We start from the raw sequence: 26,198 nt of genomic DNA on the forward strand, positions 1-26,198 counted from the left end.
TCCAGCGATCAGCATCCGCCCGAAACAGGTGAGCACGTTCCCCCGAAAGCTCTGATCACGCGCCCCGAAATACGCAATCGAGGGATACGACCCTCCTGAGGGGTGGGGGTGGTGCTACGTCGATCGGGAGGAAGTCACGCTTCCGGACCAGACACCGCAGAGAGGACCGATTCCACGGTTCGTCTGATGGTCGGGTGTGCAGTCGCGTCGCCCTTGGCGGCGGCGTCGCTGGATGAAATCTTGAGTTCAAAAAATTTGATTGATTTGTGCGCGAATCCGAGGATTCAAGTACAGAGTCCGCCGCTATAGTTCCCTTCATCGCGCAGAAACTAGCCAAAAACACCGCCAAACAGTGCGACCACGCGACGCCAGTTCGATTGCTGAATTTAGTTGAATAGACTTGCTGCGCAGCCCCCAGGATTGCAACGAGATTGCAGTCCCAGACACACAGGAGAATCCACATGTCCAAACTACCGTTGCTCGACCCTGCCGATTGCGCCCTGATCCTCGTTGATGAGCAGGCGGGCCTAGCGTTTGCTGCTGGGTCTCAAGACCCGCAGATTCTGCGCAGCAACGGGCTTGCGGTTGCCAAGACGGCGGTCGCCTTCGACTTGCCGGTTGTGGTTTCCACCTCGGCCTCGAAGGTGTACAGCGGCCCATTGATGCCAGCGTTCCGGGAAGTGCTGAAGGACGTCACCCCGATCGAACGGCGCAACATGAATCTGTGGGAAGACGATGCGGTGCGCAATGCGATCACGGCGACCGGAAAGCGTACGCTGATCATTGCGGGCTTGCTGACAGAGGCCTGCGTGAGCTTCCCGGTTCTTTCCGCGTTATCAGAGGGGTATCAGGTCTACGTCGTGGCCGATGCCTGTGGTGGACTGAGCCCGACAAGCCATGACCTCGCGTTGCGACGGATGGCAGCCGCTGGCGCAGTCATGACCTCCTGGCTTCAACTCCTGCTCGAATTCCAGCGGGATTGGACCCGCCACGAAACCTATGAGAAGGCTCGCGCGATTGTGGTGGAGCATGGTGGTGGGTACGGCACGGGTCTGGCGTATGCGCGTGACATGATCAAACCGGCGTGAGCGTCCTTGACGCAGGTGCTCAATGCTCTTCGGAGGACGTAACGGACATGACGGCCATCAGCGATTCGCAATCCCACGACAACCCGGCAGCCAGCCTGTGGGCGCAATGCCGCACGGCAGTGCTGCTCACCATCGTGGGTGGCGCCATCGACACCATCGGCTTCATCGCCTTGCTTGGCTTCTTCACCGCCCATGTGACTGGCAACCTGGTGCTGGCAGGCGCGGCCCTTGTGAAAGGGGGCACGGGACTGTGGGTGAAACTGGGCGCCATTCCGCTATTCATCGTCACGGTCATGCTGGCCAAGATGTGGATCGACCGCTGCAGCCAGTCCCACAAGACCTTGGGCTGGCTGTTCGTGGCGGAGGCGGTGTTCCTGTCCGCCTTCATGCTGGTGGGACTGTACTTCGATCCACTCCTTGATCCCGGCGCGGGTGAGCTGGCGCTGACGGGTGGCCTGGGTCTGATGGCTCTGGCAATCCGCAACACGGCGAGCAAGACGTTGATCAAGCACATCAGCCCCAGCACGATGATGACGGGGAACACCACGCAGTTTGGCATCGATCTATCCAACTTCGTGCGCACGTTCAGCCGCGAACATGGGGTTGCCGTGCTGAAAAGCGGAAGCATCGTCGTCGGGTTTGTCGCGGGCGCGTTCCTTGGCGCGGTGCTTTACATGCGTATCGGCTTCTGGAGTGTGCTGCCTTTCACGCTGGCGATCCTGTATCTGGCCAGTCTTGCGTTCCGCAAGCAGTTCATTTGAGCACGGCCATGACCATCAACAAAAGTCGGCTGGAATCATTCAGCGATGGGGTGATTTCCGTGAGCTTGACGCTGATGCTCTATCAGATTCAGCTTCCTGCGGAGTTCAACTGGACTGGCGTACGAGCAGAGGCGCCTCACTTCTTTGGATACGTGCTCAGCTTTATCTATGTCGGCATCTACTGGAACAATCACCATCACCTGTTCCAGATGGTGCGTGGCATCAACGGGAAGGTCATGTGGGCGAACCTCAATCTGTTGTTCTGGCTGACGATGATTCCCATCACCACCACCTGGACTGGCAAGTCAGAATTCTCGGAGATTCCAACTGCGCTGTACGCCTTTGTGCTGTTCATGTGCGCCGTATCCTATTGGATTCTGCAGCGCGTCATCATGGCATCGGAGAGACAGGGCTCCATGCTCGCAGGTGCCATTGGCAAGGATCGGAAGGGCAGGGTGTCGCTCGTCGTCTACGCATTGGCGATCGTGGTGAGTTTCTTCAGCAGTATCGTGGCAACACTCATTCTGATTGCGATGGCTGCATTCTGGTTTCTGCCCGATTCGCGAATCGAGAGCTATCTTCAGGGGCAGGGCGGCAGGGATTCATAGGCGGCCGGGAAGCGCGCCGTCTGTGTCAACCGCAGGCCAGCCTCGCCCCCCGGGGCTACATGTTCTCCACTTCGCCGGCAGCAGCCTGCAGGGCGCGGGCGAAATGCTGGGGCGGTTGACCACCGGTGATGCGCTGGCTGCCGACCCGGTATGTGGGCACCGAACGGATGCCATCCAACTGGGCCTGTAGTTCCTGGGTCACGACGCTGGCTTCTCCGGTCGAGCCGTCCAGATACTCGCGCACGTTGGCTGCGTCAACGCCGATCGAAACCGCGATGTCTACCAGTACGTCCAGAGAACCAATGTCCTGTCCGCGTGTGAAATAGGCTTCCATCACTGCGCTGAACAAGTCATCCGCGCGTGCGGCGTCGTGGTCCTGTACGTAGCGCATAAGGCGGTGTGCCAGGCGTGTATTCGGCGTGACCAGTATCCGGTCGTAGTTGAATGCAAGACCCACGCGTTTCCCAGCCGCCGCAACCTCCGCATCCAGCACCTGGGACCGCTCCCAGCTGCCAAACTTGCGGCTGCGATATGCCTTGCGATCCGAGCTGGGTTTCGGCATGTCCGGGTTGAGCTCGTAAGGCTGGTATTGCGAGCGGAATCGGCCAGCCATGCCAGCCTGCTCGATGCCGGCCTTCAGCGATTGATGCCCGATCCAGCACCAGGGGCAAATGAAGTCATAAGTGATGACGATGTCTATCGGTGTCATGGAGCGCTCCAGTCCTGAAACGAAATGGCGATGACACAAAGGTAAGGCACGCGTCCGGATTCCTGAATAGGGACGCCGCGCAACCCAGCGTTGCGTTCGATGCAAGGCACGGCCGCCGACAGGGCAGCCGTGTGTCAGTCCACCTTCAGCGTGCCGGTACGGGTGCGAGCGATTCGTGCGGCGTGGCGGTCCGTTGCGCGGCTTTATGGACCATCGTGTAGGCGTAGTCCACACCCATGCCGTAGGCGCCGGAGTGCTCCTTCACGAGCTGCATCACGGCATCGTAGGTGTCGCGATGCGCCCAGTCGCGCTGCCATTCGAGCAGTACCTGCTGCCATGTCACCGGCACCACGCCGGCCTGGATCATGCGTTGCATCGCGTAGTCATGGGCTTCCCGGGTATTGCCACCACAGGCATCCGCAACCACGTAGAACTCATAGCCGGCGTCTTGCATGGCGCACAGGGCGAAGGTGGTAATGCACATCTCGGTCCACAGTCCTGCGGCCACGATCTTCTTGCGGCCGGCCGCCTTCAGCGCATCGCGCACCTTCTGGTCGTCCCAGGAGTTCATCGATGATCGCTCGAGTGTTTTCGCGTTCGGGAACACGTCAAGGAGCTCTGGAAACGTGTAGCCCGAGAACGACTCGCTTTCCACGGTGCTGATGGTGGTCGGGATATTGAAGATCTTGGCGGCCTTGGCAAGGCCGACCACATTGTTCTTCAGCGTCTGACGATCGATGGACTGAATGCCGAACGCCATCTGCGGCTGCGTGGCCAGAGGGGACTGGATCTGCAGGCCAGGCTGGGGCAGATAGGCATTCATATTCCGATCATCTTCATGACTGGGTACGGTGACATCGCCATGAGCGTCGCGGCCATGAAGGCCGGTGCCGAAGACTTCATGGCCAAGCCGTTTCGCGACCAGGATTTGCTGGACGCCGTATCCGCCGCGCTGGAGAAAGACCGTTTGCGCCGCCAGGCGGTTGGCAAGGTTGATGAGATTCGGGCGAACTACGCCACACTCACGCCACGCGAATCCGAAGTCATGGGACTGGCCGTGACAGGACTGCTGAACAAGCAGATTGCGGGCGAGATCGGCATCAGCGAGGTTACCGTCAAGATTCACCGCGGGCAGGCGATGCGCAAGATGCGGGCGCGCACGTTTGCCGATCTGGTATTGCTGGCGCAGCAGCTTGGCATCTGCAAGGCCAATCACTGACCGATTGTCAGGACGTTGCGCGCGGGAGAGGGTTCCCCCGCGCGACTGACATGCTCAGGCAATCAGTGTCCGGGCGACCAGCGTTGCGGCCGCCACGCTTGACGTACTGACCGCCAGCCAGCATCCCAGCAGGAGGGCGCCGTTGACCACGCTTCGATCTGATTTCATCTTGTGTGCTCCGTGGGATGACTGGCTGCGGGCAGGCATCAGCGCTCGATCACCGGTGCGTGCACGGGCGCGATCGATGCGTGCGGGGTCGCCGTGCGTTGCGCGGCCTTGTGAACCATCGTGTAGGCGTAGTCGATGCCCATGCCGTAGGCGCCTGAGTGTTCCTTGGCCACGGCCATCACCGCGTCGTACGTTTCGCGGTTCTTCCAGTCGCGCTGCCATTCCAGCAGAACCTGTTGCCACGTCACCGGTACCACGCCGGCCTGGATCATGCGCTGCATGGCGTAGTCATGCGCTTCCTTGGTGGTGCCGCCCGAGGCGTCGGCCACCATGTAGATTTCGTAGTCGCCTTCAAGCATGGCGGAGAGCGCGAAGGTGGTGTTGCAGACCTCGGTCCACAGGCCGGCCACGATTACTTTCTTGCGGCCGTTGGCGGCCAGCGCGTCGCGTACTTTCTGGTCGTCCCAGGAGTTCATCGAGGAGCGTTCCAGGGTTTGCTTGCCGGGGAATACGTCGAGCAGTTCCGGGTAGGTGTAGCCCGAGAACGACTCGCTTTCTACGGTGGTGATGGTGGTCGGCACGTCGAAGACCTTCGCAGCCTTGGCCAGGCCCACAACGTTGTTCTTCATGGTCTGGCGGTCCATCGACTGGACGCCGAAGGCCATTTGCGGCTGGTGGTCAATGATGATCAGCTGGCTGTTGCGCGGGGTCAGGACTTCCAGTTTGGCGTTCGACATGGTGCTCTCCACTAAGTTTTATTCAAGGAATTTGAGTTCTTGATCTGGCAGCGCCGCTTTCGCTTCGTTGCGTTGTTGCGCTGTCCATGTGCAGAACTATAGCGATGGCGAGCGCACAAACATCCGATCTGGATTGTCAGTGTTATTCAAATTTTTTGATCTTTGGAATTGGGCGGTGAAATCATGGGCGCGAAGTCGAACCGCATGCCATGCGCGGTCCTGAAGCCCTGACGCGCTCTCGCATTTCAAAAGCGACTGAGTTCTATCCATTGGGAGCGAGATGAACACGACAACCCTCAACCCTCAGGACATCGTGACCAGCATCATTGTTCACGAGGTCGAGCCCGGCGCCGCCGGGCAGTATGAGACGTGGCTCGCCGACATCCGTGTCGCCTGCTCCAGGTTTCCCGGCTACCTGAGCACCGATGTGATCCGCCCGGTCGGCAAGAGCCGTGAATACGCGACGATCGTCCGTTTCGCTGACTTCAAAAGCCTGAATGCCTGGACGGAATCCGATGAGCGCCGGCAGCATATTGCGCGGATGCAGTCGTCGCTGCGGCAGGGCGATCGCTACGAGATCCGAACCGGTCTCGATTTCTGGTTCACGCCGAAGCACGCACCGGTCAAGGTGCCGACCGCGTGGAAGCAGTGGCTTGTCACGTGGAGCGCGATCTTGCCGCTCAGCATTGTTGTACCGCTGGGGGTGGTGCCAATGCTCACCCGTCTCGGCTTCGCCCGCGACTCGTTTGCCGACAAGGCCGTCGTTTCGGCAGCAATCGTGTTCCTGATGGTCTACGTGGTGATGCCACGCTATACCCGGCTTGTGGCGCGCTGGCTGTTCAAGTGAGGGCGCTGACGGTTTAGGCGGCCTCCCATCGGTCAACTACGGGTTTTGCCTGACACGCACCGTATCCGTTGATTTGATTGGATTTTCCGGGTCGCTGTGACGTTCCGGGTTCCTGCGGACGAAAAATTCTGCTTGATCTTCACGATTCGGTGTCCATAATGCAAACGTTTGCAAAAACATGAGAAGAAGGAAGAAACCATGGAGACGATGCAATCTCGATCGACGCCGCAATCCATTGATGACCTGGCCCTGATCGACGACGAATGGTCGGTAACCGACGTTGTCAGGCGTGCAATGGAGGGAACGGAGAATCCGCGCCTGCGCACGGTAATGGCGGCGCTGGTGCGGCATCTGCACGAATTCCTGCGCGAAGTGCGTCCGACCGATGAGGAGTTCGAGTTAGGGCTCGAGTTCATCGCCGCGCTCGGCCACGCCACGCACGCCACCAACAATGAGGTCGTGCTCGCCGCCGACGTGCTGGGCCTGTCGACACTGGTGACCACGATGAACAACAGCACAGTGGGTGGCCGTACTCCGGGCGCGCTGCTGGGGCCGTTTTATCGCGCCAATGCACCGCGTTACCAGTGTGGCGATTGTGTGGTGCAGGACGATGCACCGGGTCTGCCACTGTTTGTCAGCGGCACCGTGCGCTCGACCGACGGCACGCCATTGCGCGGCGCGACGATCGAAGTCTGGCAGGCGTCGCCGGTCGGGCTCTACGACAATCAGGACCCGAACCAGCCGGACCGCAACCTGCGCGGACTGTTCCAGACCGATGCCGAAGGCGGCTATCACTTCCGCACCGTGCGCCCGGCCGGCTATCCGGTGCCCACCAATGGCCCTGTCGGCGAACTGCTGGCCGCGCAGTTCCGCCATCCGTATCGCCCGGCGCATATCCATTTCATCGTCGCCGCGCCGGGCTATCGCACGCTAGTGACGCAGGTGTTTGCCGACGACTCGGACATCCTCGAAACCGATGTCACGTTCGGCGTGCATCGCCAGCTCGTTGGCCGCTTCCAACAGGTGGAAGCGGGACGCAGCCCGTGGGCGGACATACCCGCGCCGTTCTACACGTTGGCATTTGATTTCACGCTGGAACCCGGCGTTCAGACGTTCCCGCGTCCGCCGATCGATTGATGGGCCGACGAACCCGTCGCTCCACCGTCGCAATGTTTATCACGACCTTCCATTCATCCAACCGAACATGCCTATTCATTCCCTATCCGGCAAAGTCGCCGTGATCATCGGTGGCACCGGCGGCATTGGCCTCGCCACAGGCCATGCGTTGGCAGAGATCGGCGCCAGCGTGGTGCTGACCGGACGCGATGCGGACCGCACCGCGAGCGCCGTCGCCACGCTGCCGGCCGGCAATCATCTGGCTGCTCATGCCGAAGTCGGCGACAGCGCCACGCTGCGGCTGCTTGCGGACGACGTCCAGCATCACTACGGACGTGTCGACATCCTCGTCAACACGTCGGGCTTCACACGTGCGATTCCGCATGCCGATCTCGATGCGCTCGACGATACGTTGATCGACGAAATGTTTGCCGTCAACTGGCGCGGCCAGTTCGCCGCGATTCGCGCGTTCGCACCACTGCTGCGCGCGAACGGTGACGGCCTGATCGTCAACGTCGGCTCGATCGCGGGGCGTACCGGGCAAGGCAGCAACGTTGCGTACTGCGCGGTCAAGGCGGGCCTCGACGTCATGGCAATGTCGCTGGGCCGTGCACTCGCTCCTGCAATCCGCGTGCTCAATGTTTCGCCCGGCGTAGTGGATACCGGCTTCGTACCGGGCCGCGATAGCAGCTTCAATGAACGCGCGGCCAAGACCACACCGCTGCGGCGGATCGGCCAGGCGCAGGACGTGGCCGACGCCATCGTCGCGTGCGCCACATCGCTTCGCTTTGCCACGGGCACGACCATCGTCGTTGATGGCGGGCGCCAGCTCGGCTGATTCCTTTTCCTCTCAGTTCAACGTATCCATGCACGCACGCAAGACCATCATCACCTGCGCGGTGACCGGCAACATCGTCAAGCCAGACCAGCATCCCGGCCTGCCCATCACACCGGAACAGATCGCCAACGCCGCGCTCGAAGCGGCCGAGGCTGGCGCCGCCGTCGCGCACATCCATGTACGCGATCCGGAAACGGGCAAACCGTCGATGCGTCTCGACTACTACGCCGACGTGATCGACCGCATCCGCGCGCGCAACCGTGCGCTGATCATCAACCTGACTACGGGCCCCGGCGGGCGCTTCGTGCCCGACGAGGACGAGCCGCGCGTGGCCGCGGCGGGCACCACGCTGCTGCATCCGCTCAAGCGCGTCGAGCACATCGCCGCATTGCGTCCCGACGTGTGCTCACTCGACCTCAACACGATGAACTCGGGCGCCGACGTGGTGATCAACACGCCGGGCAACGTCCGCAAGATGGCAGAGGTGATTCGCGCCGCGGGCGTGATGCCGGAACTGGAGATCTTCGATTCTGGCGATCTGAACATGGCGCTCGACTTCATGCGTGATGGCGTGCTTGAAGGCCCGGGGCTGTGGACTTTCGTGCTGGGCGTGAAGTATGGCTTCGCACCCACGCCGGAAACGATCTTCTACGCCCGCAACATGCTGCCACCGGGCGCGCACTGGTCGGCGTTCGGCATCGGCCGCGCGGAGTTCCCGATCGTCGCGCAGGCCTGGCTGGCGGGTGGCCACGTCCGAGTCGGCCTGGAAGACAACATCTATCTCGAAAAAGGCGTGCTGGCGCCGAGCAACGCCGCGTTGGTCGCCAAGGCGCGCGACATCGTGAAGTCGCTCGGTGGCGACATCGCTTCATCCGCCGATGCGCGCCGCACGCTCGGACTGCGCGAAGTCTGATTTCTCTCTACTGCATGTCAATCATCATGAACACTATTCAGGTCAAACGAAAAGCCGCGAACATCGACGAACTCGATCTCACCCTGTTGGGCGTGCCACGCCCCGAGGCTGCCGACGGCGAATGCGTGATCGAAGTGGCCAGCGCCGGGGTGAACCCGAGCGACGTGAAGGCGACGCTCGGTCTGATGCCCCACGCGGTCTGGCCGCGCACACCTGGGCGCGACTACGCAGGCGTCGTCATAGATGGACCGGCCGCGCTTATCGGCCAGCAGGTATGGGGCAGCGGCGGCGAGCTTGGCATCCGCCGCGACGGCACCCATGGCAAGTACCTGCGCGTCAACGCGCAATCGGTGCGCGCCAAGCCGGCAACGCTGTCGCTGCTGGAAGCGGGTGCGGTGGGCGTGCCGTTCATCACCGCCTACGAGGGATTGCGGCGCGCGGGCATGCCGAAGGCAGGCGGCGTGGTGCTGGTCGGCGGTGGAAACGGCAAGGTGGGGCAGGCCACGATCCAGATCGCCACGGCGCTCGGCGCGCGTGTCTTCGCCGTCGAGCGTGGCGCCGAACCGTATCGCGGCCACGCAAGCGGACCGGTACGCATGATCGATGCCAGTCGCGAAAGCATTGCCGAGGTGGTCCGGACCGAGACCGGAGGCCATGGTGCGGACATCGTCTACAACACCGTGGGCAGCCCGTACTTCGAGCAAGCGAATCTGGCCATGGCGATTGGCGCCACGCAGATCTTCATCTCGACGATCGAGAAGCCGGTGCCGTTCGACATCTTCGCGTTCTATCGCGGCCAACACACGTATGTCGGCGTCGATACGCTCGCACTGGACAGCCAGGCATGCGCGAGCATCCTGGATGCGCTCGCCCCGATGTTCGCCTCCGGCGCGCTGAAGCCATTCCCGGTACTCGACGACTACACGTATGCACTTGCGGATGCCCGCGAGGCGTATCGCGCGGTACTGCAGGGCGCCAGCGAGCGCGTGGTGCTCAAGCCATGAACACCACCCGGTTCGCACAGGCGCCGGCCTACTTCCCGGCCAATCACGAAGGCATGCATTGCCTGCGCTTGCAGGGGCACGAAGCTGGGCCGTCCGAGGCGTTGTGGATGGGCGTGTCCGTGATCCTCCCGGGCGGCCACACGTCCATGGATGCCTCGCCCGTGGAAAAGCACTACGTGGTGCTGGAAGGCGAGGTATGCATCCGGACGCCCGGGGAGAGCGTCACGCTGGGCCAGTTCGATTCGGTGCGGCTGGCGCCGGGAGAGGGCCGTCAGGTGTCCAACCCTGGCAATCGCCCGGCGATGCTGCTGCTGGCCATGCCTTATCCGAAAGCTGTCAATCCATAACCATAAGCAGTTGACCCTTGAAGTCCTCGTCCGCCCCGGAATGCAAACGTTTGCGTGTTATGCGGCCCGAGGCGGGCATCAGAAGAACATAAAAAAACCTGGAGACAAAAAGATGCCCCCGATACTGCACCTGCGCCGACGCCACGTCATGCCACTGGTCGTCATGGCGACCGGCCTTGTAGCCGACGCCAGCGCGGAAACCAACGTGACGATCTATGGCCGGCTCAACACAGCCATCGAGTATTCGAGCGCCAGTACCTCGACGAATGGCACGTCGCTTGGCAGCGTGGTGCGCCAGACCAACAACCGTTCGGTGTTCGGCTTCCGCGGTGAGGAAGATCTGGGCGGATCGCTGAAAGCGGTGTGGCAGATCGAAAGCAACCTGTCGATCGATACCGGGCAGGGACAGATCGCGGGACGCAATTCGCGCATCGGTCTGCAGGGCGACTATGGCCTGTTTTTCATGGGGCATTGGACCACGCCCTACACCGAGGCAACGATGGGTTACGACCCGTACTACCCGACCACCGCCGGCTACATGGCGCTGATCGGCAACGGATCGACCTCGAGCTCCGACAACGTGCAGGACACCAGTTCGTTCGACCGGCGTCAGAAGAACATCGTGCAGTACCGTTCGCCGTCACTGGCCGGCGTCAGTGTTTCGCTCGGCTGGGGGCTGCCAGAGGAAAAGCTCACCGTGCCGCGCAATCCGGCGCTGTACTCGATGGCTGCCGTCTACGAACGGGGCCCGCTGAACGCCACCGTCGCCTACGAAATCCACCAGCACTATCAGGCAGCGGGCCGCAACGACGATGCGCTGAAGTTCGGCATCGCATACCAGTTGTTCCAGGGGACGCGCATTGCGGCGATCTACGAGCACCTGCATTACCGCACCGATACGGGCGACCTGCAGCGCAACGCCTATTACGCGTCGCTGGTGCAGCAGGTGGGTACCGGCAGCGTGCGCGCTGGCGTTGCGTATGCGGCGAACGGTACAGGGTCGTCGACCAGCACGATTGGCTACTTCCGTAGCGGCGCCGAGACCGGGGCTATCCAGTTCACGGTTGGCTACGACTATCCGCTGTCGAAGCGCACGGCGCTGTTCGCGTACTACAGCCGCATCAACAACAAGAAGAACGCGATCTACGACTTCGCAATCAACCAGCTTGGCATCAAGGCCGGCGCCGACCCGCAAACGGTGGCGCTCGGCATGCGCCACTTCTTCTGACGTTCGAATACCCGCACCCGCACCCGCACACGCATCGCGAGGAGACCTATCATGTTTCGACGTTTCAAGGCGCTTGGCGCCATGCTTTCCCTTGCAATCGCATCGACCATGGCGACGGCAGCGCCGCCGCACTATCCCAGCAAGCCGATCCGGCTGGTCGTGCCGTTCTCGGCCGGCAGCGCCACCGACATACTGGCGCGCATCATCAGCACCAAGATGGGTGAAGGCGGCACGTATCAGATCGTCGTCGACAACCGGCCCGGCGCGGGCGGCACGCTTGGCGCCACCACGGTGGCCCGGTCGGCGCCGGATGGGTACACCCTCATCCTGGTCTCGGTGGGCCACGCCATCAATGCGACGCTGTATCCGAAGCTCGGCTATGACACGGTCAAGGATTTCGCGCCGGTTTCGCTGGTGGCATCGGTGCCGAACGTGTTGGTGGTGAACGCGGCGAGTCCGTACAAGTCGGTGCGTGATCTGGTGACGGCGGCGAAGGCCAGGCCGGGCGCGATGAACTTCGACTCGGCGGGATCGGGCAGTTCCACGCACCTGAGCGGCGAGTTGTTCAAGATGCAGGCCGGGATCGACATCGTGCATATTCCGTACAAGGGCACTGGCGAGGCTCTGACCGATGTCATGGCCGGGCGCGGTGACATGATGTTCGCGCCGACGCTTTCCGCCATGCCGTTTGTCAAGCAAGGCAAGCTGCGCGCGCTGGCAGTGACCACGCCCGCGCGCACGAGCGTGCTGCCCGATATCCCGACGGTAGCGGAGGCCGGACTGCCGGGCTACGCCTTCGACTCCTGGTTCGGCGTGCTGGCGCCGGCGGGCACGCCGAAGGAAATCGTCGATGCGCTTAATGCGGAGATCGGCAAGGTGCTGGCTTCGCCTGACGTGCGCGAGCGGATGGCCGCACAGGGTGCCGAGCCCCGCCGCAGCACACCGCAGGCGTTCGCCAGCTATATCCAGGTGGAGATCGGCAAGCTCGCGCCAGTGGTGCGGCAGTCGGGGGTGACGGCGGGGCAGTAACCGGCGCCACCATCCGGCAGCAAGCGGGCACGGGCGTGCCGATCGCAGGCGCTAGAATGGCGCATCGCCAACCCGAAATCGCACCGCCCGCTGCCAACATGCCCGAGCGCAAACGCCTGACTCTCAAAGACCTGGCTGCCGAGATTGACGTCCACTACTCCACCGTCTCGCGCGTGATGAATCCGGCCACGCGGCATCTGGTGGCCGACGAGGTGGCCGCACGCATCCTGCAGTTGGCCGAGCAGCGCGGCTTCCGGCCGAACCGGATCGCGGCCGGGCTGCGCACGCAGCGCTCCGGACTGGTCGGTGTGGTGCTGCCCGATATTGCCAACCCGGTGTTCCCGCCGATCCTGGCTGGTATCGAATCGGTGCTGGCGCGTGACGGCTATGTGCCGATCGTCGTCAATGCCGGCGCCGACAAGTCGCGCCAGCGGTTCGTTATCGACCAGTTGATGGGGCGGCAGGTGGAAGGGCTGGTGCTGGCCACGGCCGAGCGCGACGACCCGATCCTCGACTACTGCCTGAAGCTTTCCATCCCGGTGGTGATGGTCAACCGGGGGGAGCCGACGGGGTGCGCGTCGTGCGTGGTCAGCGATGGCCTGCTGGCGATGCGGCTGACTGTTGATCACCTGGTGAAGCTCGGTCATCGGCGCATCGGTCATATCGCCGGGCCGGAGACTACGTCTACGGGCCAGCAGCGTCGCGAAGGCTTCCTGCAGGCGGTCAAGCGCCATCGCCTGCGCCGCGACGACTACGCGGTGGTGGAGGCCGCCAGCTATTCGCGCGAGGCCGGCCGTGAGGCCTGCGCCGAACTGTTCCAGTCACTGCCGGGCCTGACGGCGATCGCGGCCGGCAACGACCTCGTCGCGATGGGCTGCTATGACTATTTGCGCGAGCACGGCATCCGCTGCCCCGATGACGTATCGGTTGTCGGGCACAACGATATGCCGTTTGTGGATGCGCTGACCCCACCGCTGACGACGATCCGCATTGCCGTGCATGAGATGGGCGAGCAGGCCGCTACGCTGCTGCTCAGGAAGATCGGCAAGCCCGAGGCGCCAGTGGTATCCGTTTCGCTGACGCCCGAACTCGTCGTGCGTGGCTCGACGGCCGTGCCGCGCTAGGCGGCTACGGCCAGCATCGGCGCATCTTCAGTCCGAATTGCCGTTACATTGCACCGAATCCTGAATCACCAAGTCATCCTTGCCACGGCAAACGGGGAGGGGATGCTTGCGAAGCAACCCTCTTTTGCCGCGGCGGCAATTATTGTCCACCCCAGATTCAAAGGCCGTAGGGCCAGGCGTTTTCAGATGTCGGCACGGGTGCGCCTTTTGTGATTCGTTTTTATCGCTATGCTGCTGCCCCATCGGGCGGCGGCAATGGCCAGCGGCGGCCGGGCGAGCGCAGGGTGGGGCGCCGGCGCCGCCGCTGGAAGGCGGGCTGCGGAGAATTCAACGATCCGACCGTTCGACGACGATCTCGCTGACCTGGAGCACCGGCGCGATGTCGGTGTAATTGGCGATGTCGCCCATGATCTCAGCGCCGTGCTGTTGCATCGCGGCCTGAAAACCTTCGACGGAATCACAGATGAACGCGCACATCGCTACGAAGGCGGGTGGCGCACCTGGCGCTCCGCCAGCCAGGCCCTTTTCGACGGTGTAGTAGTTGCAGGCACTGCCTAGCCTCGCCTTTACCATCGGCATGTGCCGGTCGCGGTAGTAGGTGTGGTCGAAGCGCGCGCCTTCGGTGTACGGATACATCACGTTGACCTTGATCATGGGGTTCTCCTTGCTTTGCACTGACTGCGATTTGGGGCGGTAGAACGCCGTTCATGCATGGCGAGTGGTTCAATGGTTGCTTGGCCGGAATCGTCTGGCGTGTTGGGGCGTCTACTGTCGCACTGTGACAGATTTAATGCGGTCTACGCTCGACCAGCGCGGATACTGTCTCCACGCGTTGCGGTACGCCCGTCACGATCGTCGCAACCGCGATGGCTAGCACGACGGCGGCCCCGGCGAACACACCAGTCGCGCCGTTTGCATCAAACACGACGCCCCCTGCCGCCGCACCGGTTGCGATCGCGAGCTGCACGGCCGCGACGATCAGGCCGCCCGCGCTCTCGGCTTCATCGGGAACGGTGCGCGTGACCCATGTCGACCATGCGACCGGCACGCCGCCGAACGCCATCCCCCAAAGCGCGACTAGCACCGCATCGATCATCGGCGCGCGGCCGAGCACTACGAGCCCGATGCCGAGCACGACCATCAGTGCGGGCATTGCGATCAGCATTGGCCGCAGCCGGTGTTCAAGCACGCGGCCGGCGAGCGACGTGCCGAGGAAGTTCGCGACCCCGTAGCCGAGCAGGATCGCTGACAGCCCGTTTACTCCAACGCCCGCGACCTGTTCGAGGAACGGCCGCAGGTACGTGAAGAACGCAAAATGTCCGGTGAACACGAGCGTCGTCGCGAATATTCCGAGACCGACGGTCGGCCGGCGCAGCACGTCGATCAACGTGCGCAGGCGCGTCGTTCCGCTCGGCGGCATCGACGGCAGCGTCGCGACCTGCGACAGAAACGCGACGCCGCCAAGCGTGGCGGCTAACAGGAACACGTTGCGCCAGCCGATCAGGTGGCCGAAGTAGCTGCCGAGCGGGGCAGCGGCGATCGTCGCGACGGCCACGCCGCTGAAGATGATCGACAGCGCGCGCGGTACCATCGCAGCAGGCACGAGTCGCATAGCAGTGGCCGTTGCCATCGTCCAGAAGCCTCCGAGCGCTATGCCGAGCACAACGCGGCCAATCAGAATCGTCGTGAGGTTGGTGGCAAACGCAACCGCGAGATTCGACGCGATCAATAGTATCGAAAACGCGAGCAGCACGCGCCGTCGGTCGATCGTACGCGTCGCGGCGGCGGTCAGCAGGCTCGCGACGAGCGCGACCGTTGCGGTGGCCGTCACCGTCTGCCCGGCGACACCTTCGGTCACGCCGAGGCTGTCGGCCATTGGTGTGAGCAGGCTTGCGGGCAGGAATTCGGCCGTTACGAGGCCGAACACGCCAAGCGCCATTGCGAAGACCGCGCCCCAGGCGGGTTCACTGGAGGCCGCTTGCGGAGCGGCCTTGGAAAATCCGGGATTCATGCGTCGTTCCATGTCAGGAAAATCGGGAAAAGTGCCAATGACGGCATATCGTAAGCAGCGATGGCAGGACGGTATATGACATACAATCCGCAATCATTGATTAATCGTCCGGATCCAATGTCCGCTTCCCTTCCGGCTCCCGTTCCCGACGTGCGCGACCTCGTCAGCGAGCTGCTGCTGGGGATGCGCCTGAGCGGCGTCCAGTATCGCCGCATCCAGGTCCCGCGACCGTTCGGGTTGAGCTTCGGCCACGTCCCGGGACGCGCGCAGTTCCATTTCGTCGGGCGCGGGCCCGTGCTGCTGCGCGACGCGGCTGGCGCAACGATGAGGCTTGAAACTGGTGACGCGATCCTGTTACCGCACGGCAGCATGCACGCACTTGTGTCCGATCCAGACGCCCCGTGCCGTCCCATCGGTGCCTTCGAGAGCGCGAAGATCTGCGACTCGGTCGCGTCGGTCGGTACTCCACCGCCGTGCGCGAAATCCGATCCGACGCTCGGCGACGCGCTGATCTTCAGCGCGTGCATGGAGTTTGATCTTGGCGGCATGCAGCCGCTCGTCGGCACGATGCCGGAGTTCATGCACGTCGGCACACTGCTCGCGCGCTACCCCGAAATCCGCCCGATGCTCGATGCGATGGAGCGCGAAGCCTGCTCGGAACGCGCAGGCTTCGCGGGCATCCTCGCGCGGCTCGCGGACGTAGTCGCCTCGTTCATCGTGCGCGGCTGGGTCGAATGTGGCTGCGGCGACGCGACGGGCTGGGTGCAAGCGCTGCTCGATCCGAAGCTCGGCCGCGCGATCGTCGCGCTACATCGCGATCCGGGCCGAAACTGGAGCGTCGCGGAATTGGCCGCCGAAGCAGGTGTGTCGCGCTCGGTGTTCGCCGAGCGATTTCTCGCGGCGACTGGGATGACGCCCGTGCGCTACCTGACCGAGCTGAGGATGCGGCTCGCCGCGCAATGGATCGCACGCGACCGCGAGGCCATTGAATCCGTTGCGTACCGGCTTGGCTACGGGTCGCTCGCCGCGTTCAGCCGCGCATTCAAGCGGGTGGTCGGGCGGCCACCGGGCGCGGTACGTGCGGAGATTGACGCAGCCTACGCCACGCGTGCCGTGCCGTAGGCTGGTCGGAGAGCTGTGTTGCAACGACCGGTTGAATCCGCAATCCTTAGCGGCCTTCGCTGGCTCCCGGGCCGTTGAACGAGTGCGCCTTGGCGATGATGTAGTCGATGACGATGGGCGTCACGATATCGGCTAACGGGATGCCAAGCGCGGGCGGAAAGAGCCTTGCAGTGTAGACAACCGGCCGACAGCGAACTGGGGTCGCATGAGATTGGCCGGCTTTTCTTGCAAAGGCGGACTAGGCTAACGACTGCAAGATATCAGCGAGGCCCGCAACCTGAGCTTCAGGTTCGTTCGATCATGCGCAATACGGACGCGGCAAGGGTCCCGTCGGCATCGCCCAGCAGATCGACCGCATCGAAATGATGTCCACCCTCCTGCGGCACGATTTGCACGTCGAATCCGCATTCGGTCAGCAGCGCCTGATACTCTCGCTGGAGCCGGTGGTACTCCGGCGACTCATCTCCACCAACGGTCAGGATCATGGGCACTTTCACCATCGGCAGATGGCGCATCGGGCTGTAGTTTGCGACATCCGCTTCGGTCAACTGCACCACCTTGTTGAGATAGCACAGGCGGATGGGCTCCAGGTCATACAGGCCGCTGATCGCGCAGCCTCCCTTTACGATATCGGCGGGCACGCCGAGCGTCTCCCAATCCGTCCCTGCCAGCGTAGCGGTTAGATGCCCGCCGGCGGAGTGTCCCGAGACAAAGATACGGCTCGCGTCGAAATCGAGTTCCTCAGCGTTGCGATAGAGCCATGCCACGGCATCGCGATTGTCCCGAACGATGCCGGCCATGCCAACATCGGGGGCGAGGCGGTAATTCACCACGGCGACATTGATGTCGCGCTTCAGGTAGGGCGCAGCAATGTAGCTGAAGTCTGACTTGTCGAGCGATTGCCAATAGCCACCATGGATAAAGACAAGCAACGGACGGTTCTTCGTTCTGGCGGGAAAGAAATCCAGCGCCTGTTTGACGTTCGGTCCGTATGCAAGATTCTCCCTAACCAGATTGGCGCGCCGAAACGCCGCGCTGGTTTTTTCCCATGCCAGGAAGATGTCCTGGAAGCCAGGGATGCCCGCCCTGACGTTGTACTGATGGTCCAGTTCTTCCTGATTGAAGTTTCGATACACTGACATTACATTTGGCTCCAGACTGTTGGATCGATGTCTCGATTCCACTAGATTGTTCCGACGCGAATTGACGTCCGGCCCAAGATACTTGTCGGTGCCTGATGCGTCGCGCCCGTGGATGACAACGACTATCGCAAGGACGCCATGTTTGGAAAGAGCGAAAACCGGGATGACTACCAGGCGATAGATCGGCCGGTAGGCGGCATGGCGCGGAAGCTGAAGGATGGCTTCCATATCGGCGCGCATTCACATCCACGTGCTCAACTCATCTACGCCTATGTAGGCGCAATCCTGGTCACAACCGATTTCGGTTCGTGGGTCGTGCCGCCGCAGCGCGCGGTATGGGTCCCGTGCAATGTCGAACATGCCATGCAAGCATGCGGTGACGTCGAGATGCGAACGGTCTATGTCCGATCCGATGCCGTTCCCGAGGAATTGCATGACTGCTGTGTCGTGGCCGTCCCGCCTCTGTTGCGGGAGCTGATATCGGCGGTGGTTCGCATGCCCTTGACCTACGAAGAAGGTAGTCGTGACAGCCTGGTGGTCGAATTGCTGCTGCAGGACTTGCGACCGCTTTCCGTTGTTCCGCTGCATTTGCCGATGCCGAGGGATACGCGGCTAAGCAAGATCTGCGCGAAGATCCTCGACGATCCCTCTGACGAGACTTCGGTGGAAGCATGGAGTCGATCGGTGGGCGCCAGCGAGCGGACCATCATCCGGCTCTTCCCGGAGGAAACAGGCATGACTTACAGCCGCTGGAAGCAGCAGGCGAGACTGATGGCAGCTGTACGGCTGCTCGCCGAGGGCTGTCATGTCACGGACATTGCCTTGCAGCTTGGATATGAGAGCCCGAGTGCATTCAGTGCCATGTTCAGGCGAGCGCTGGGCATGACGCCTACTGAATATTTCAGGGATATGGCTGGGGATTAGGCATCGCGGACAGTTTGGCGTCTGCTCGACATCAACTGGCGTCACCGCGCGAATCGCATACCGCGCCGTGCGGCACAGTCAGGGTGTCGGCGGATTGCTAGCACCGTGCAGGCTCCGTCGACCTTTTATCAAGTCGAGGAGTCAGTATGTCAGTGATGGATCGTATCCGGGCCGCCGGTATTGTCTTGCCTGCGGCGGAAATCCCCAAGGCACTTTATGTCCCATACACGCTTCACCATGGTTTGCTGACTGTATCGGGGCAATTGCCGCTGCAGAATGGCAAGCCGATACTTGTCGGCACGGTTCCCGACGCAGTCACCGTGGAAGCAGCTCAGGATGCCGCACGACTGTGTCTGGCCAACATGCTGGGTTGGGTTGGCGCGGCCGTGGAGGGGGACTTCGAGCGTATTCGTGGCGTGGTCCGGGTTGGTGGCTACGTCGCGGTGAAGCCGGGTTTCAATGATGCGCCGCAGGTGATCAACGCGGCGTCCGAGCTTCTCAATCGGATCTTCGAGGAGCGGGGACGTCATGCACGCGTGGCGATGGGGGTGGCGAGCCTTCCCTTCGGTGCCCCGGTGGAAATCGAGGCGACGTTTGCCCTGGATGCGTAGTCGATGAATACCGCGACAAGAGCAGCATACGCGGACGTGCTGGTGGGGCTGCAGTACGGCGATGAGGGAAAGGCCCGGGTGGTCGACCATCTCGCCGGCGAGTATGACGTGATCGCGCGCTTCAACGGCGGCGCGAACGCAGGGCATACCATCGTCACGCCTGACGGCACATTGCGGCTACGCCAGGTTCCTTCCGGCGTGCTGCATCCAGGGGTCGCCCTCTACATCGGTTCCGGCTGCGTGATCGGCTTGCAGCAACTGGCGTCGGAAATCGAAATGCTGGCCGGGCAGGGGATCAACCTGGCCGGGCGACTGACCATCAGTGACCGATGCCCGATCGTTCAGCCCGTCCATTTCCTGTCAGATCGCCAGGATGGCGGGCAAATCGGCACAACCGGTAACGGCATCGGGCCGTGTTACGCGGACCTGGCAGCCCGCATGCGAGGCGGCGAGCGATCCGCGTGTCAGATTCGCGATCTGCTGCTGGATGAGGGCAGCGCATTCGAGCGGATGGCACGGTTGGCTGCGCAGGACAGCGATGAGGAATTGTCAATCTTCATGGATGGAATGCGCCAGGCGTGGCGGGTCGTCAAACCATTTGTGACAGACAATCCGGCGGCACTGCTGGAGCGGGTCGAACGCGGTGCGCGGGTACTCTTCGAGGGCGCACAGTCGGTCATGCTGGATGTTGTGCAGGGCGCTCAGCCTTGGGTGACGTCCAGCCATACTCTGCCTTCCTACGCCTTCGTGGGGGGCGACCTCCCTTGTCAGTATCACCGCAAGACAATCGGCGTGGCCAAGGCCATCGTCTCCCGCGTGGGCAGCGGGCCGTTGCCAACGGAGCTCGGTGCGGAGCGGTCCGAGGCCTATTGCGCCCGGGCCGGACGAGAGGGGTGGGGAAGGGCCGACGAAGCCGTCCGTTTTGATCCACAGGCGTTGCTCGCGGAAGGGGATGCGTTCTCCATCGGTGTGGCGATCCGGATGCTGTCGAACGAATATGGCACGGGGACCGGGCGACCGCGTCGGATTGGGATGCTGGATGTCGCGCAACTCCAGCTTGCCGTGCGGCAGTTTGGCGTCGACGAGGTCTACCTAAACAAGTGCGACAGCCTGGCCGCCTTTGCGCAGACTCCCAACCGATGCATTCCGGTGGTCGTCAGCCCGACGGACGGGGATGAGTCGCAGGTGGCGTTGTTTCCAGCTTTCGATGCGGACGCCATCCCGCGCGACCACGCTTCTCCGCTTCCCCCACAACTTGAAACCCTGCTCGAGTGGCTGGCCGATGCCCTTCGCCGGCCGCTACGCGGCATTGGTTTAGGTCCGGAACGTAATCAGATGCGGTTGTTCAGGACTCAACATTGAACCCACCCGATCATGACCATCGAGAAACCTTCCTACTTGCACAACGAAATGCGCCGGACCGATCTGGCCTGGGCAGACTGGCCCGCGATCGAGGAATTCCTCAGGAATGAACTGATCTGCAGGGTGGCGGTGCACGACACGCCGTTCCCCTACATCACCGCGCAGAGCTTTACCTTTACCGGCGACGCGTTCCTGATCCACAGCTCGAGATTTGGCAAGCTCGCGTCGGCGATCCGGGCGAATCCCCTGATCACTATCGAAGTGGATCGACCGGTGGCCTTGTTGAAGGCGCCCAAGGGACAGAACACGAGCCTTGAGTACTATAGCGTGATCGCGCGATGTGAAGTGAAACTCCGGGAGAGCACCGACGAAGTGCGGGCACATCAGAACCAGGCGTTGGATAAGTTCCGACCTGAGAAGGACTATTCGCCGATCGAGGACGGTGCGGCGAATCAGATCATTGCCTATCGATGCGAGATTCGCGAACTGAGTGCAAAGAAACGCATCCTCGCGGATGGCCAGTACTCGCCGCCGGGGCAACCAAAGGCTCCATACTTACGCTATCCATTCCAGTCCGGTGCCACGCTGTCCGGCTTGCCGCCGGAGGCATTTGATCCGCACAAGTTCGCGACAAGGTAACGGCTGCGCGCTGACGGCTGACGAAAAGAGGGGTGCTCAAGCACCCCTCTTTTTTTTGATACCACGTGAGTGGCTTGGCACCTTCGAGACAGACCTTGGCGTTTCCGCACGGGCCTCGACTACGTCTCCACGCGACAGTAGAAAGCGATGACGCATCGATGCGTCATCCCATTGTGATCAGCGCCTGCAGGCGCTGGCATCAAAACTACTGGAGACAACATGAAACACACACCGCTCGAGCTGATGCGCGTGCGCACAGGCGACCGGCTGGAACGACTGCCCGTGTGCGGGTACCACCGATTCCTGTTTGCCGTGATTGCCATGGCCTTCTTCTTCGACAATCTCGACCTGGCCATGATGACCTATCTCCTGGGGTCGATCCGTACAGAGTTCGGATTGACCTCCGCGCAGGCGGGGATGCTCGGCAGTGCCAGTTTCGTCGGGATGGCCATCGGCGCGATCTGCTCTGGGGTACTGGCGGACCGGTTTGGCCGTAAGCCGGTTTTCCAGTTCAGCATGATCATCTGGGGAGTTGGCAGCTACCTCTGTTCCACGGCGAGCAGTCCAATGGAACTCGGCGCCTATCGGATACTGCTTGGTCTTGGCATGGGTATGGAGCTGCCGTTGGCCCAGACGCTGTTGTCGGAGTTTATTCCGGCACGCCAGCGTGGCAAGTATCTGGCATTGATGGACGGAAACTGGCCGATTGCTTTCATCTGCGCCGGCTTGATGTCGTACTACGTGTTGAGTGCCTATAGCTGGCGCACGATGTTCCTGCTCGGTGCCGTCCCGGCCGTCTTCCTGCTTGTCATCCGCCGCTACGTGCCGGAATCCCCCCGCTGGCTGGAATCGCAGGGCCGGCATGCTGAAGCGGCCGACATTGTCGAGCGCATCGAGCATTCGGTGATGCGGCGGTTGAAGCTGGATGCGTTGCCCGAAGTCAGCCCCGTGATCACCATGGCGGAGTCAAACGCATCGGGTCCGCGTGTGCTTTGGTCTCGTGAGTATCGCAGCCGGACGCTGACTGTGTGGGGTTTGTGGTTCTTTGCCTTGCTGGGGTTCTATGGGCTGAATACCTGGATTGGGGCGTTGCTGCAACAGTCCGGGGTGGAGGTGACCAAATCCGTCCTGTACACGGTCTATATTTCCATCGGAGGAATTCCGGGGTTCCTGTGGGCCGCATGGGCAGTGGAGCGGTGGGGACGCAAGCCGGCATGCGTGGCGACGCTGGTGGGCGGTGCATGCATGGTGTTCATCTACGGCAGCCTGGCGGGCTCCAATCCAGACGCCACGGTGCTGATACTTTCAGGCGGCATGATGCAGTTCTTCATGTTCGGTATGTGGGCGGTGCTCTACACCTATACGCCTGAACTCTATCCCACGCGTGCACGCGCCTCTGGATGCGGGATGGCATCGACGGTCGGGCGGGTGGGTTCGTTGTTGGGCCCGGCGCTGGTGGGTCTGATATTGCCGGTTGCTGGGCAAGCTGGCGTGTTCTGCCTGGGTGCGCTGTGCTTCCTTGCGGCCGCAGGGATCGTGAGCAGGTTCGGCGTCGAGACCCGAGGCAGGGCGTTGGAGACCATTGCCGACTGATACGATCGCGGCAACTCACGGCGCGACGACCAGTCGAATCCGCAGTCGGATATGGTGATGTAAGGAGAGGGCGCCCGGTCGGCGCCTTCCGACCCTTCTGAGACGTTCAAAGCGAGCGGGAAGAGTGGCTGATACGCGCCGATGCCAACGGTCGCCACCTCGGAGAGGTGTTCTATTTTCGGAATCGTTTGATCCTCGCAGCGAGTTCATTGGCCGCGCTAACGCTCCCACTTATGGCTTGCCCGCCGATCGTTATCCAGCCGAGCACAATGCCGATGAAACCGACTAGAACTCCGAATATCGTGATACCAAAGCCAAGCAGAGACAGCCACCGCGTCTCGATCCCGAAGCCGATAAACCCTGTTATCGCGCCCATTGCTGCTATGCAAAATCCAGCAAAGCCGATGTTTAAATAGAGAAATCGCCTAGCCATGCTATTACCCCTTCTCGTGTGAAACCGTAGGACGCCATCACCCCAAACTAGTTGCCCTCATAATCGCGGACGCTTTTTGGGTGCGCTACGGGAAAGCGAAGAAAAGCTAGAGCAGACATGTGACCCATGGTAATGGGGGGCTGGCAGTGCGCAACGGCCGCTCCTGGCCGAACCGTGCCCTAAGCCGACGAGCGCCTGGCCTACCAAACCGCGATCCCTACCAATTCGCCAAGCAGACGAGGCTCTAGTTGCCCGTATCACCTGGATGGAGCCAGTGCGTTCACCAAGGCGTTGCGGGTGCGCAGCAGCCCCGCGAGTTGCTCGGCATCTCGCCGTGCCCCATCTCTTTGCGCTTCGAACTGAACGACGAGCGCTCCGCCCCCCTTTGGTGAATTCTCGGGGCGAGGCACACGTATCGGCGATGGGCTCTGCAGAAACATTGCTTACGGTTTGTCACAACCTCATCGTCAACGCCAAATCAACGCGGGTCGTTTTTACGGGCAAGCACGGCAACTTGCTGTGCCTCTAACCTCAAAGAAGGATTCATCATGAAGAAGCTGTTCGCCGCTGTCGCCTCTCTCGCCATCACCGGCGCCGCTTTCGCCCAAGGCGTTGCCCCGGCTCCCGCTGTTGCCCCGGCACCGGCCACCCCGGTTGCGCAAGCCGCGCCGGCTCCCGCTGTGAAAGCACCCGCCAAGGCCGCTACACATAAGCACGCCACCGCGCACGCCACCGCGCACGCCAAGGCCACCAAGGTGAGCACGGCGAAGGCTGCTGCTCCGGCAGAAGCGAAGGCCACCCCCGTAGCGGCTGAGAAGGTCGCGCCGGCCCCCACCGCCACGAAGCAGTAAGGCGGCGTTCGCAAGGCGGGCGGAAGGGTGCTCGTTCGAGCCAGACCTTCCGCAAGCCTTCAGCGGCTTCTTAAGGGAACAGCCGACCGATTGGTCGGCTGTTTTGTTTTTGGCTGTCGCGATCGGTGTGTTCTGGTCTGAACGTGATCGTGACGCCGGCTTTTGGGCGTGGCCGGTTGGGCTCTTCCCCGGCGACCGCCATCAAATCGCTCGCATGCCAGATCAATTCATCCCAGTTCAGTGCACCGTGTAATTGGGCTGCAAGATCGACGCCACGCGCGAAGTGGGATGCGTAACTCTCTGGCCAAGTTCTGGTCATGCAGATGACCGCAGCGACCGACTCTGCCCGACCCGGAACTGCCGTTCGGTGACGTCATAACAAGACGTCTCCTGCCGACGTACAGAGGGTCGTTCGCGTGCCGGTTTGGCTGGCGGATGATCGGCCGTCGGGGTTGCCCTGCTGCGCCCAGCATGAACCTGAAAGACGTCATTTAGCAAACTAAGTCCTGCAGAGTATCTTCGGCTCGGAAGGAAGCTGCGGCCAGCGTCGACCGGGTTACGCGGTAAAAGGATTCCCTGAGCGGTAGCGGTGATCCGGACGGCCGTAAGATCAGCCTCTCACAGAGCGCGACGTCGGCATCCTCTCCCCAGTCGCGGACCGTTGAGAAGCCCCTCACGATCACACATGTCGAGGGGATTTTTCAGCCTGGCAGCGAATCACTCATCAATCTGCGGTGCGTTTATGTTTGCGCAGTGTCGAAGGGGCGGCGCCATACCACTGACGGCAGGCCCGCGACAATGCAGATTGGGCGGGAAGGCCAAGAAGCAGGGTGATCTGCCCGAGAGGCAGATTGGTTTCAGACAAATAGCGCATCGCCAATTCCTTGCGCACATCGTTTCTTATGGCCTCGAAACTGGTTGCCTCCGCGGCAAGGCGGCGTTGCATCGTGCGCGGGTGCATGGCCAGCAGATCGGCCACGCTGGCCTTGCTGTGGCTCGACGTGCCCAGCGTGTCGCGCAGCACCTGCCGGACACGATCCGAAACACTGCCGTGCTCGCTGCGGAAGTTGCGGAAGATATAGTCCTCCGCGATCCGCCGCAACGTCGCGTCGACGCCCAGCAGGTCGGCCGCAAGCGTGCTGCGGCTGAGATGCAGACTGGCCCTTGGCTGCTCCACCAATACCCTGGCGCCAAAGAAGCGCTCGTAGGTGCTAAGCGACGCAATCGGCGTGTGAGGAATGGACACCGCGCGAAGCGCGTATCGGTCGCCGGCGAGTAGCCGGGTGAAGTTGTGCATATCCGCCAGGCACAGGTCAATGGCTTGCCGCTGGGCCGGCTGCCGCGAGAGCCGTATCTCGATGGAGACCTCGGCCGCATCCTTCGCAATCTCGCTGTGCTCGTGGACTGTGTAGACGAGACCCGGACTATGCACAAACATATGGTGCGCCGCGAAATCCATACCAGCGCGGATTGTCGTTGCATTCTGCAACGCAATGCTCAAGGGCCCCAGCACGTCAATGCTCTGGTGCTTGGACAAGCGCAGGCCGAAGTCAGCGGTCCGGGTCTGTTCCGCGCTGGCCTCCAGAAGATGCACGACAGCGCGCAGGGAAATCATGGCGTCGTCGCTGTCGAGCGTCCCTTCGTCGACGTGATAGCGCCGCAGCAGCGGCGCGGGGTCGCAACCCATGGCGCGCATCAGTGCCGGGTATCCACGCAGTCCGCTTGTTCGCACGAGGGCATCCATGGCTCGTAACGTAAATTAATTGTCTCGTGA

The 26,198-nt window shown here is 62.2% G+C and carries 26 protein-coding genes and 1 pseudogene; 20 read left to right on the forward strand and 7 right to left on the reverse strand.

What is annotated here, in order from left to right; genetic code table 11:
• Positions 1–461: 461 nt before the first annotated feature.
• From B2246_RS19195 to B2246_RS19205, 3 genes are read left to right on the forward strand one after another with little or no spacing between them, the layout of a single operon-like run.
• Complete coding sequence (locus B2246_RS19195; RefSeq protein ID WP_008651590.1) at positions 462–1,088, forward strand: hydrolase; 627 nt, start codon at positions 462–464, stop codon at positions 1,086–1,088.
• A 47-nt stretch (positions 1,089–1,135) separates the two neighbouring features.
• Complete coding sequence (locus B2246_RS19200; RefSeq protein WP_008651591.1) at positions 1,136–1,849, forward strand: YoaK family protein; 714 nt, start codon at positions 1,136–1,138, stop codon at positions 1,847–1,849.
• Positions 1,850–1,857: 8 nt separating this feature from the next.
• A complete protein-coding gene (locus tag B2246_RS19205) occupies positions 1,858–2,457 on the forward strand; it encodes a TMEM175 family protein (protein WP_286880494.1) in 600 nt (199 codons plus the stop codon).
• A gap of 55 nt (positions 2,458–2,512) precedes the next feature.
• Here B2246_RS19205 and B2246_RS19210 read toward each other — a convergent pair whose 3' ends face one another.
• Together B2246_RS19210 and B2246_RS19215 are read right to left on the reverse strand one after the other, a co-directional pair.
• Positions 2,513–3,166 carry a DsbA family oxidoreductase gene (locus B2246_RS19210; RefSeq protein ID WP_286880497.1) on the reverse strand — a complete coding sequence of 218 codons (654 nt, stop codon included), beginning with the start codon at positions 3,164–3,166 and terminating at the stop codon, positions 2,513–2,515.
• Between the two features lie 145 nt (positions 3,167–3,311).
• The gene (locus B2246_RS19215) at positions 3,312–3,989 is read right to left on the reverse strand and encodes a hydrolase (protein WP_411860069.1); all 678 of its coding nucleotides are present in this window, start codon (positions 3,987–3,989) and stop codon (positions 3,312–3,314) included.
• On the opposite strand from B2246_RS19215, the pseudogene B2246_RS19220 reads away from it, so the two are divergent.
• A pseudogene (locus B2246_RS19220) lies at positions 3,927–4,385 on the forward strand (response regulator transcription factor); the annotation flags it as partial. The gene B2246_RS19215 and the pseudogene B2246_RS19220 sit on opposite strands and share 63 nt — an antisense overlap.
• 206 nt (positions 4,386–4,591) lie before the next feature.
• On the opposite strand, the gene B2246_RS19225 reads toward B2246_RS19220, so the two are convergent.
• On the reverse strand, positions 4,592–5,290 hold the full coding sequence (locus B2246_RS19225; RefSeq protein ID WP_008651604.1) for a hydrolase: 699 nt from the start codon (positions 5,288–5,290) through the stop codon (positions 4,592–4,594).
• Between the two features lie 280 nt (positions 5,291–5,570).
• Between B2246_RS19225 and B2246_RS19230 the strand changes: the two genes are divergently transcribed.
• From B2246_RS19230 to B2246_RS19270, 9 genes are all read left to right on the forward strand, one after another.
• Positions 5,571–6,137 (forward strand): antibiotic biosynthesis monooxygenase, encoded by a 567-nt coding sequence (locus B2246_RS19230; protein WP_286880507.1) that lies wholly within the window; start codon positions 5,571–5,573, stop codon positions 6,135–6,137.
• Between the two features lie 198 nt (positions 6,138–6,335).
• Positions 6,336–7,274 carry an intradiol ring-cleavage dioxygenase gene (locus B2246_RS19235; RefSeq protein WP_186425109.1) on the forward strand — a complete coding sequence of 313 codons (939 nt, stop codon included), beginning with the start codon at positions 6,336–6,338 and terminating at the stop codon, positions 7,272–7,274.
• Positions 7,275–7,341: 67 nt separating this feature from the next.
• Entirely contained in the window at positions 7,342–8,091 is a 750-nt protein-coding gene (locus B2246_RS19240; protein WP_040011300.1) for an SDR family NAD(P)-dependent oxidoreductase, read from the forward strand.
• A 28-nt stretch (positions 8,092–8,119) separates the two neighbouring features.
• Positions 8,120–9,004 (forward strand): 3-keto-5-aminohexanoate cleavage protein, encoded by an 885-nt coding sequence (locus B2246_RS19245; protein ID WP_035882654.1) that lies wholly within the window; start codon positions 8,120–8,122, stop codon positions 9,002–9,004.
• Positions 9,005–9,030: 26 nt separating this feature from the next.
• Positions 9,031–10,008, forward strand: coding sequence for a quinone oxidoreductase family protein (locus tag B2246_RS19250; protein ID WP_035882655.1), 978 nt, complete (start codon positions 9,031–9,033; stop codon positions 10,006–10,008).
• Positions 10,005–10,355, forward strand: coding sequence for a cupin domain-containing protein (locus B2246_RS19255; protein WP_008651613.1), 351 nt, complete (start codon positions 10,005–10,007; stop codon positions 10,353–10,355). The genes B2246_RS19250 and B2246_RS19255 overlap by 4 nt, the downstream gene beginning before the upstream one ends.
• Before the next feature lie 112 nt (positions 10,356–10,467).
• On the forward strand, positions 10,468–11,583 hold the full coding sequence (locus tag B2246_RS19260; RefSeq protein WP_035882605.1) for a porin: 1,116 nt from the start codon (positions 10,468–10,470) through the stop codon (positions 11,581–11,583).
• 51 nt (positions 11,584–11,634) lie between these two features.
• Entirely contained in the window at positions 11,635–12,612 is a 978-nt protein-coding gene (locus B2246_RS19265; RefSeq protein WP_186425112.1) for a tripartite tricarboxylate transporter substrate binding protein, read from the forward strand.
• Between the two features lie 56 nt (positions 12,613–12,668).
• The gene (locus B2246_RS19270; RefSeq protein WP_286880518.1) at positions 12,669–13,736 is read left to right on the forward strand and encodes a LacI family DNA-binding transcriptional regulator; all 1,068 of its coding nucleotides are present in this window, start codon (positions 12,669–12,671) and stop codon (positions 13,734–13,736) included.
• Positions 13,737–14,063: 327 nt separating this feature from the next.
• Here B2246_RS19270 and B2246_RS19275 read toward each other — a convergent pair whose 3' ends face one another.
• Positions 14,064–14,390 carry an EthD family reductase gene (locus B2246_RS19275; protein WP_286880520.1) on the reverse strand — a complete coding sequence of 109 codons (327 nt, stop codon included), beginning with the start codon at positions 14,388–14,390 and terminating at the stop codon, positions 14,064–14,066.
• 133 nt (positions 14,391–14,523) lie between these two features.
• Complete coding sequence (locus B2246_RS19280) at positions 14,524–15,747, reverse strand: MFS transporter (RefSeq protein ID WP_286880522.1); 1,224 nt, start codon at positions 15,745–15,747, stop codon at positions 14,524–14,526.
• Positions 15,748–15,822: 75 nt separating this feature from the next.
• Here B2246_RS19280 and B2246_RS19285 point away from each other — a divergent pair, with 75 nt between their 5' ends.
• Positions 15,823–16,869, forward strand: coding sequence for an AraC family transcriptional regulator (locus tag B2246_RS19285; protein WP_035882611.1), 1,047 nt, complete (start codon positions 15,823–15,825; stop codon positions 16,867–16,869).
• Positions 16,870–17,153: 284 nt separating this feature from the next.
• Here B2246_RS19285 and B2246_RS19290 read toward each other — a convergent pair whose 3' ends face one another.
• Complete coding sequence (locus B2246_RS19290) at positions 17,154–18,011, reverse strand: alpha/beta hydrolase (protein ID WP_286880677.1); 858 nt, start codon at positions 18,009–18,011, stop codon at positions 17,154–17,156.
• Between the two features lie 138 nt (positions 18,012–18,149).
• On the opposite strand from B2246_RS19290, the gene B2246_RS19295 reads away from it, so the two are divergent.
• From B2246_RS19295 to B2246_RS19320, 6 genes are all read left to right on the forward strand, one after another.
• Complete coding sequence (locus tag B2246_RS19295; protein WP_286880678.1) at positions 18,150–18,935, forward strand: AraC family transcriptional regulator; 786 nt, start codon at positions 18,150–18,152, stop codon at positions 18,933–18,935.
• Positions 18,936–19,081: 146 nt separating this feature from the next.
• Positions 19,082–19,546, forward strand: a complete 465-nt coding sequence (locus B2246_RS19300) for a RidA family protein (protein WP_051705380.1) — start codon at positions 19,082–19,084, stop codon at positions 19,544–19,546.
• A gap of 3 nt (positions 19,547–19,549) precedes the next feature.
• Positions 19,550–20,908, forward strand: coding sequence for an adenylosuccinate synthetase (locus tag B2246_RS19305; RefSeq protein WP_035882612.1), 1,359 nt, complete (start codon positions 19,550–19,552; stop codon positions 20,906–20,908).
• Between the two features lie 12 nt (positions 20,909–20,920).
• Positions 20,921–21,547, forward strand: coding sequence for a pyridoxamine 5'-phosphate oxidase family protein (locus B2246_RS19310; protein ID WP_200876283.1), 627 nt, complete (start codon positions 20,921–20,923; stop codon positions 21,545–21,547).
• Positions 21,548–21,766: 219 nt separating this feature from the next.
• Positions 21,767–23,140 carry an MFS transporter gene (locus B2246_RS19315; RefSeq protein ID WP_286880527.1) on the forward strand — a complete coding sequence of 458 codons (1,374 nt, stop codon included), beginning with the start codon at positions 21,767–21,769 and terminating at the stop codon, positions 23,138–23,140.
• Between the two features lie 981 nt (positions 23,141–24,121).
• The gene (locus B2246_RS19320) at positions 24,122–24,424 is read left to right on the forward strand and encodes a hypothetical protein (protein ID WP_286880528.1); all 303 of its coding nucleotides are present in this window, start codon (positions 24,122–24,124) and stop codon (positions 24,422–24,424) included.
• 724 nt (positions 24,425–25,148) lie between these two features.
• Here the strand turns inward: B2246_RS19320 and B2246_RS19325 are convergent.
• The gene (locus B2246_RS19325) at positions 25,149–26,168 is read right to left on the reverse strand and encodes an AraC family transcriptional regulator (RefSeq protein WP_008651640.1); all 1,020 of its coding nucleotides are present in this window, start codon (positions 26,166–26,168) and stop codon (positions 25,149–25,151) included.
• Positions 26,169–26,198 lie beyond the last annotated feature (30 nt).

It is taken from the genome of Cupriavidus sp. UBA2010, from assembly GCF_002335265.1.
GTDB lineage: Bacteria > Pseudomonadota > Gammaproteobacteria > Burkholderiales > Burkholderiaceae > Cupriavidus > Cupriavidus metallidurans.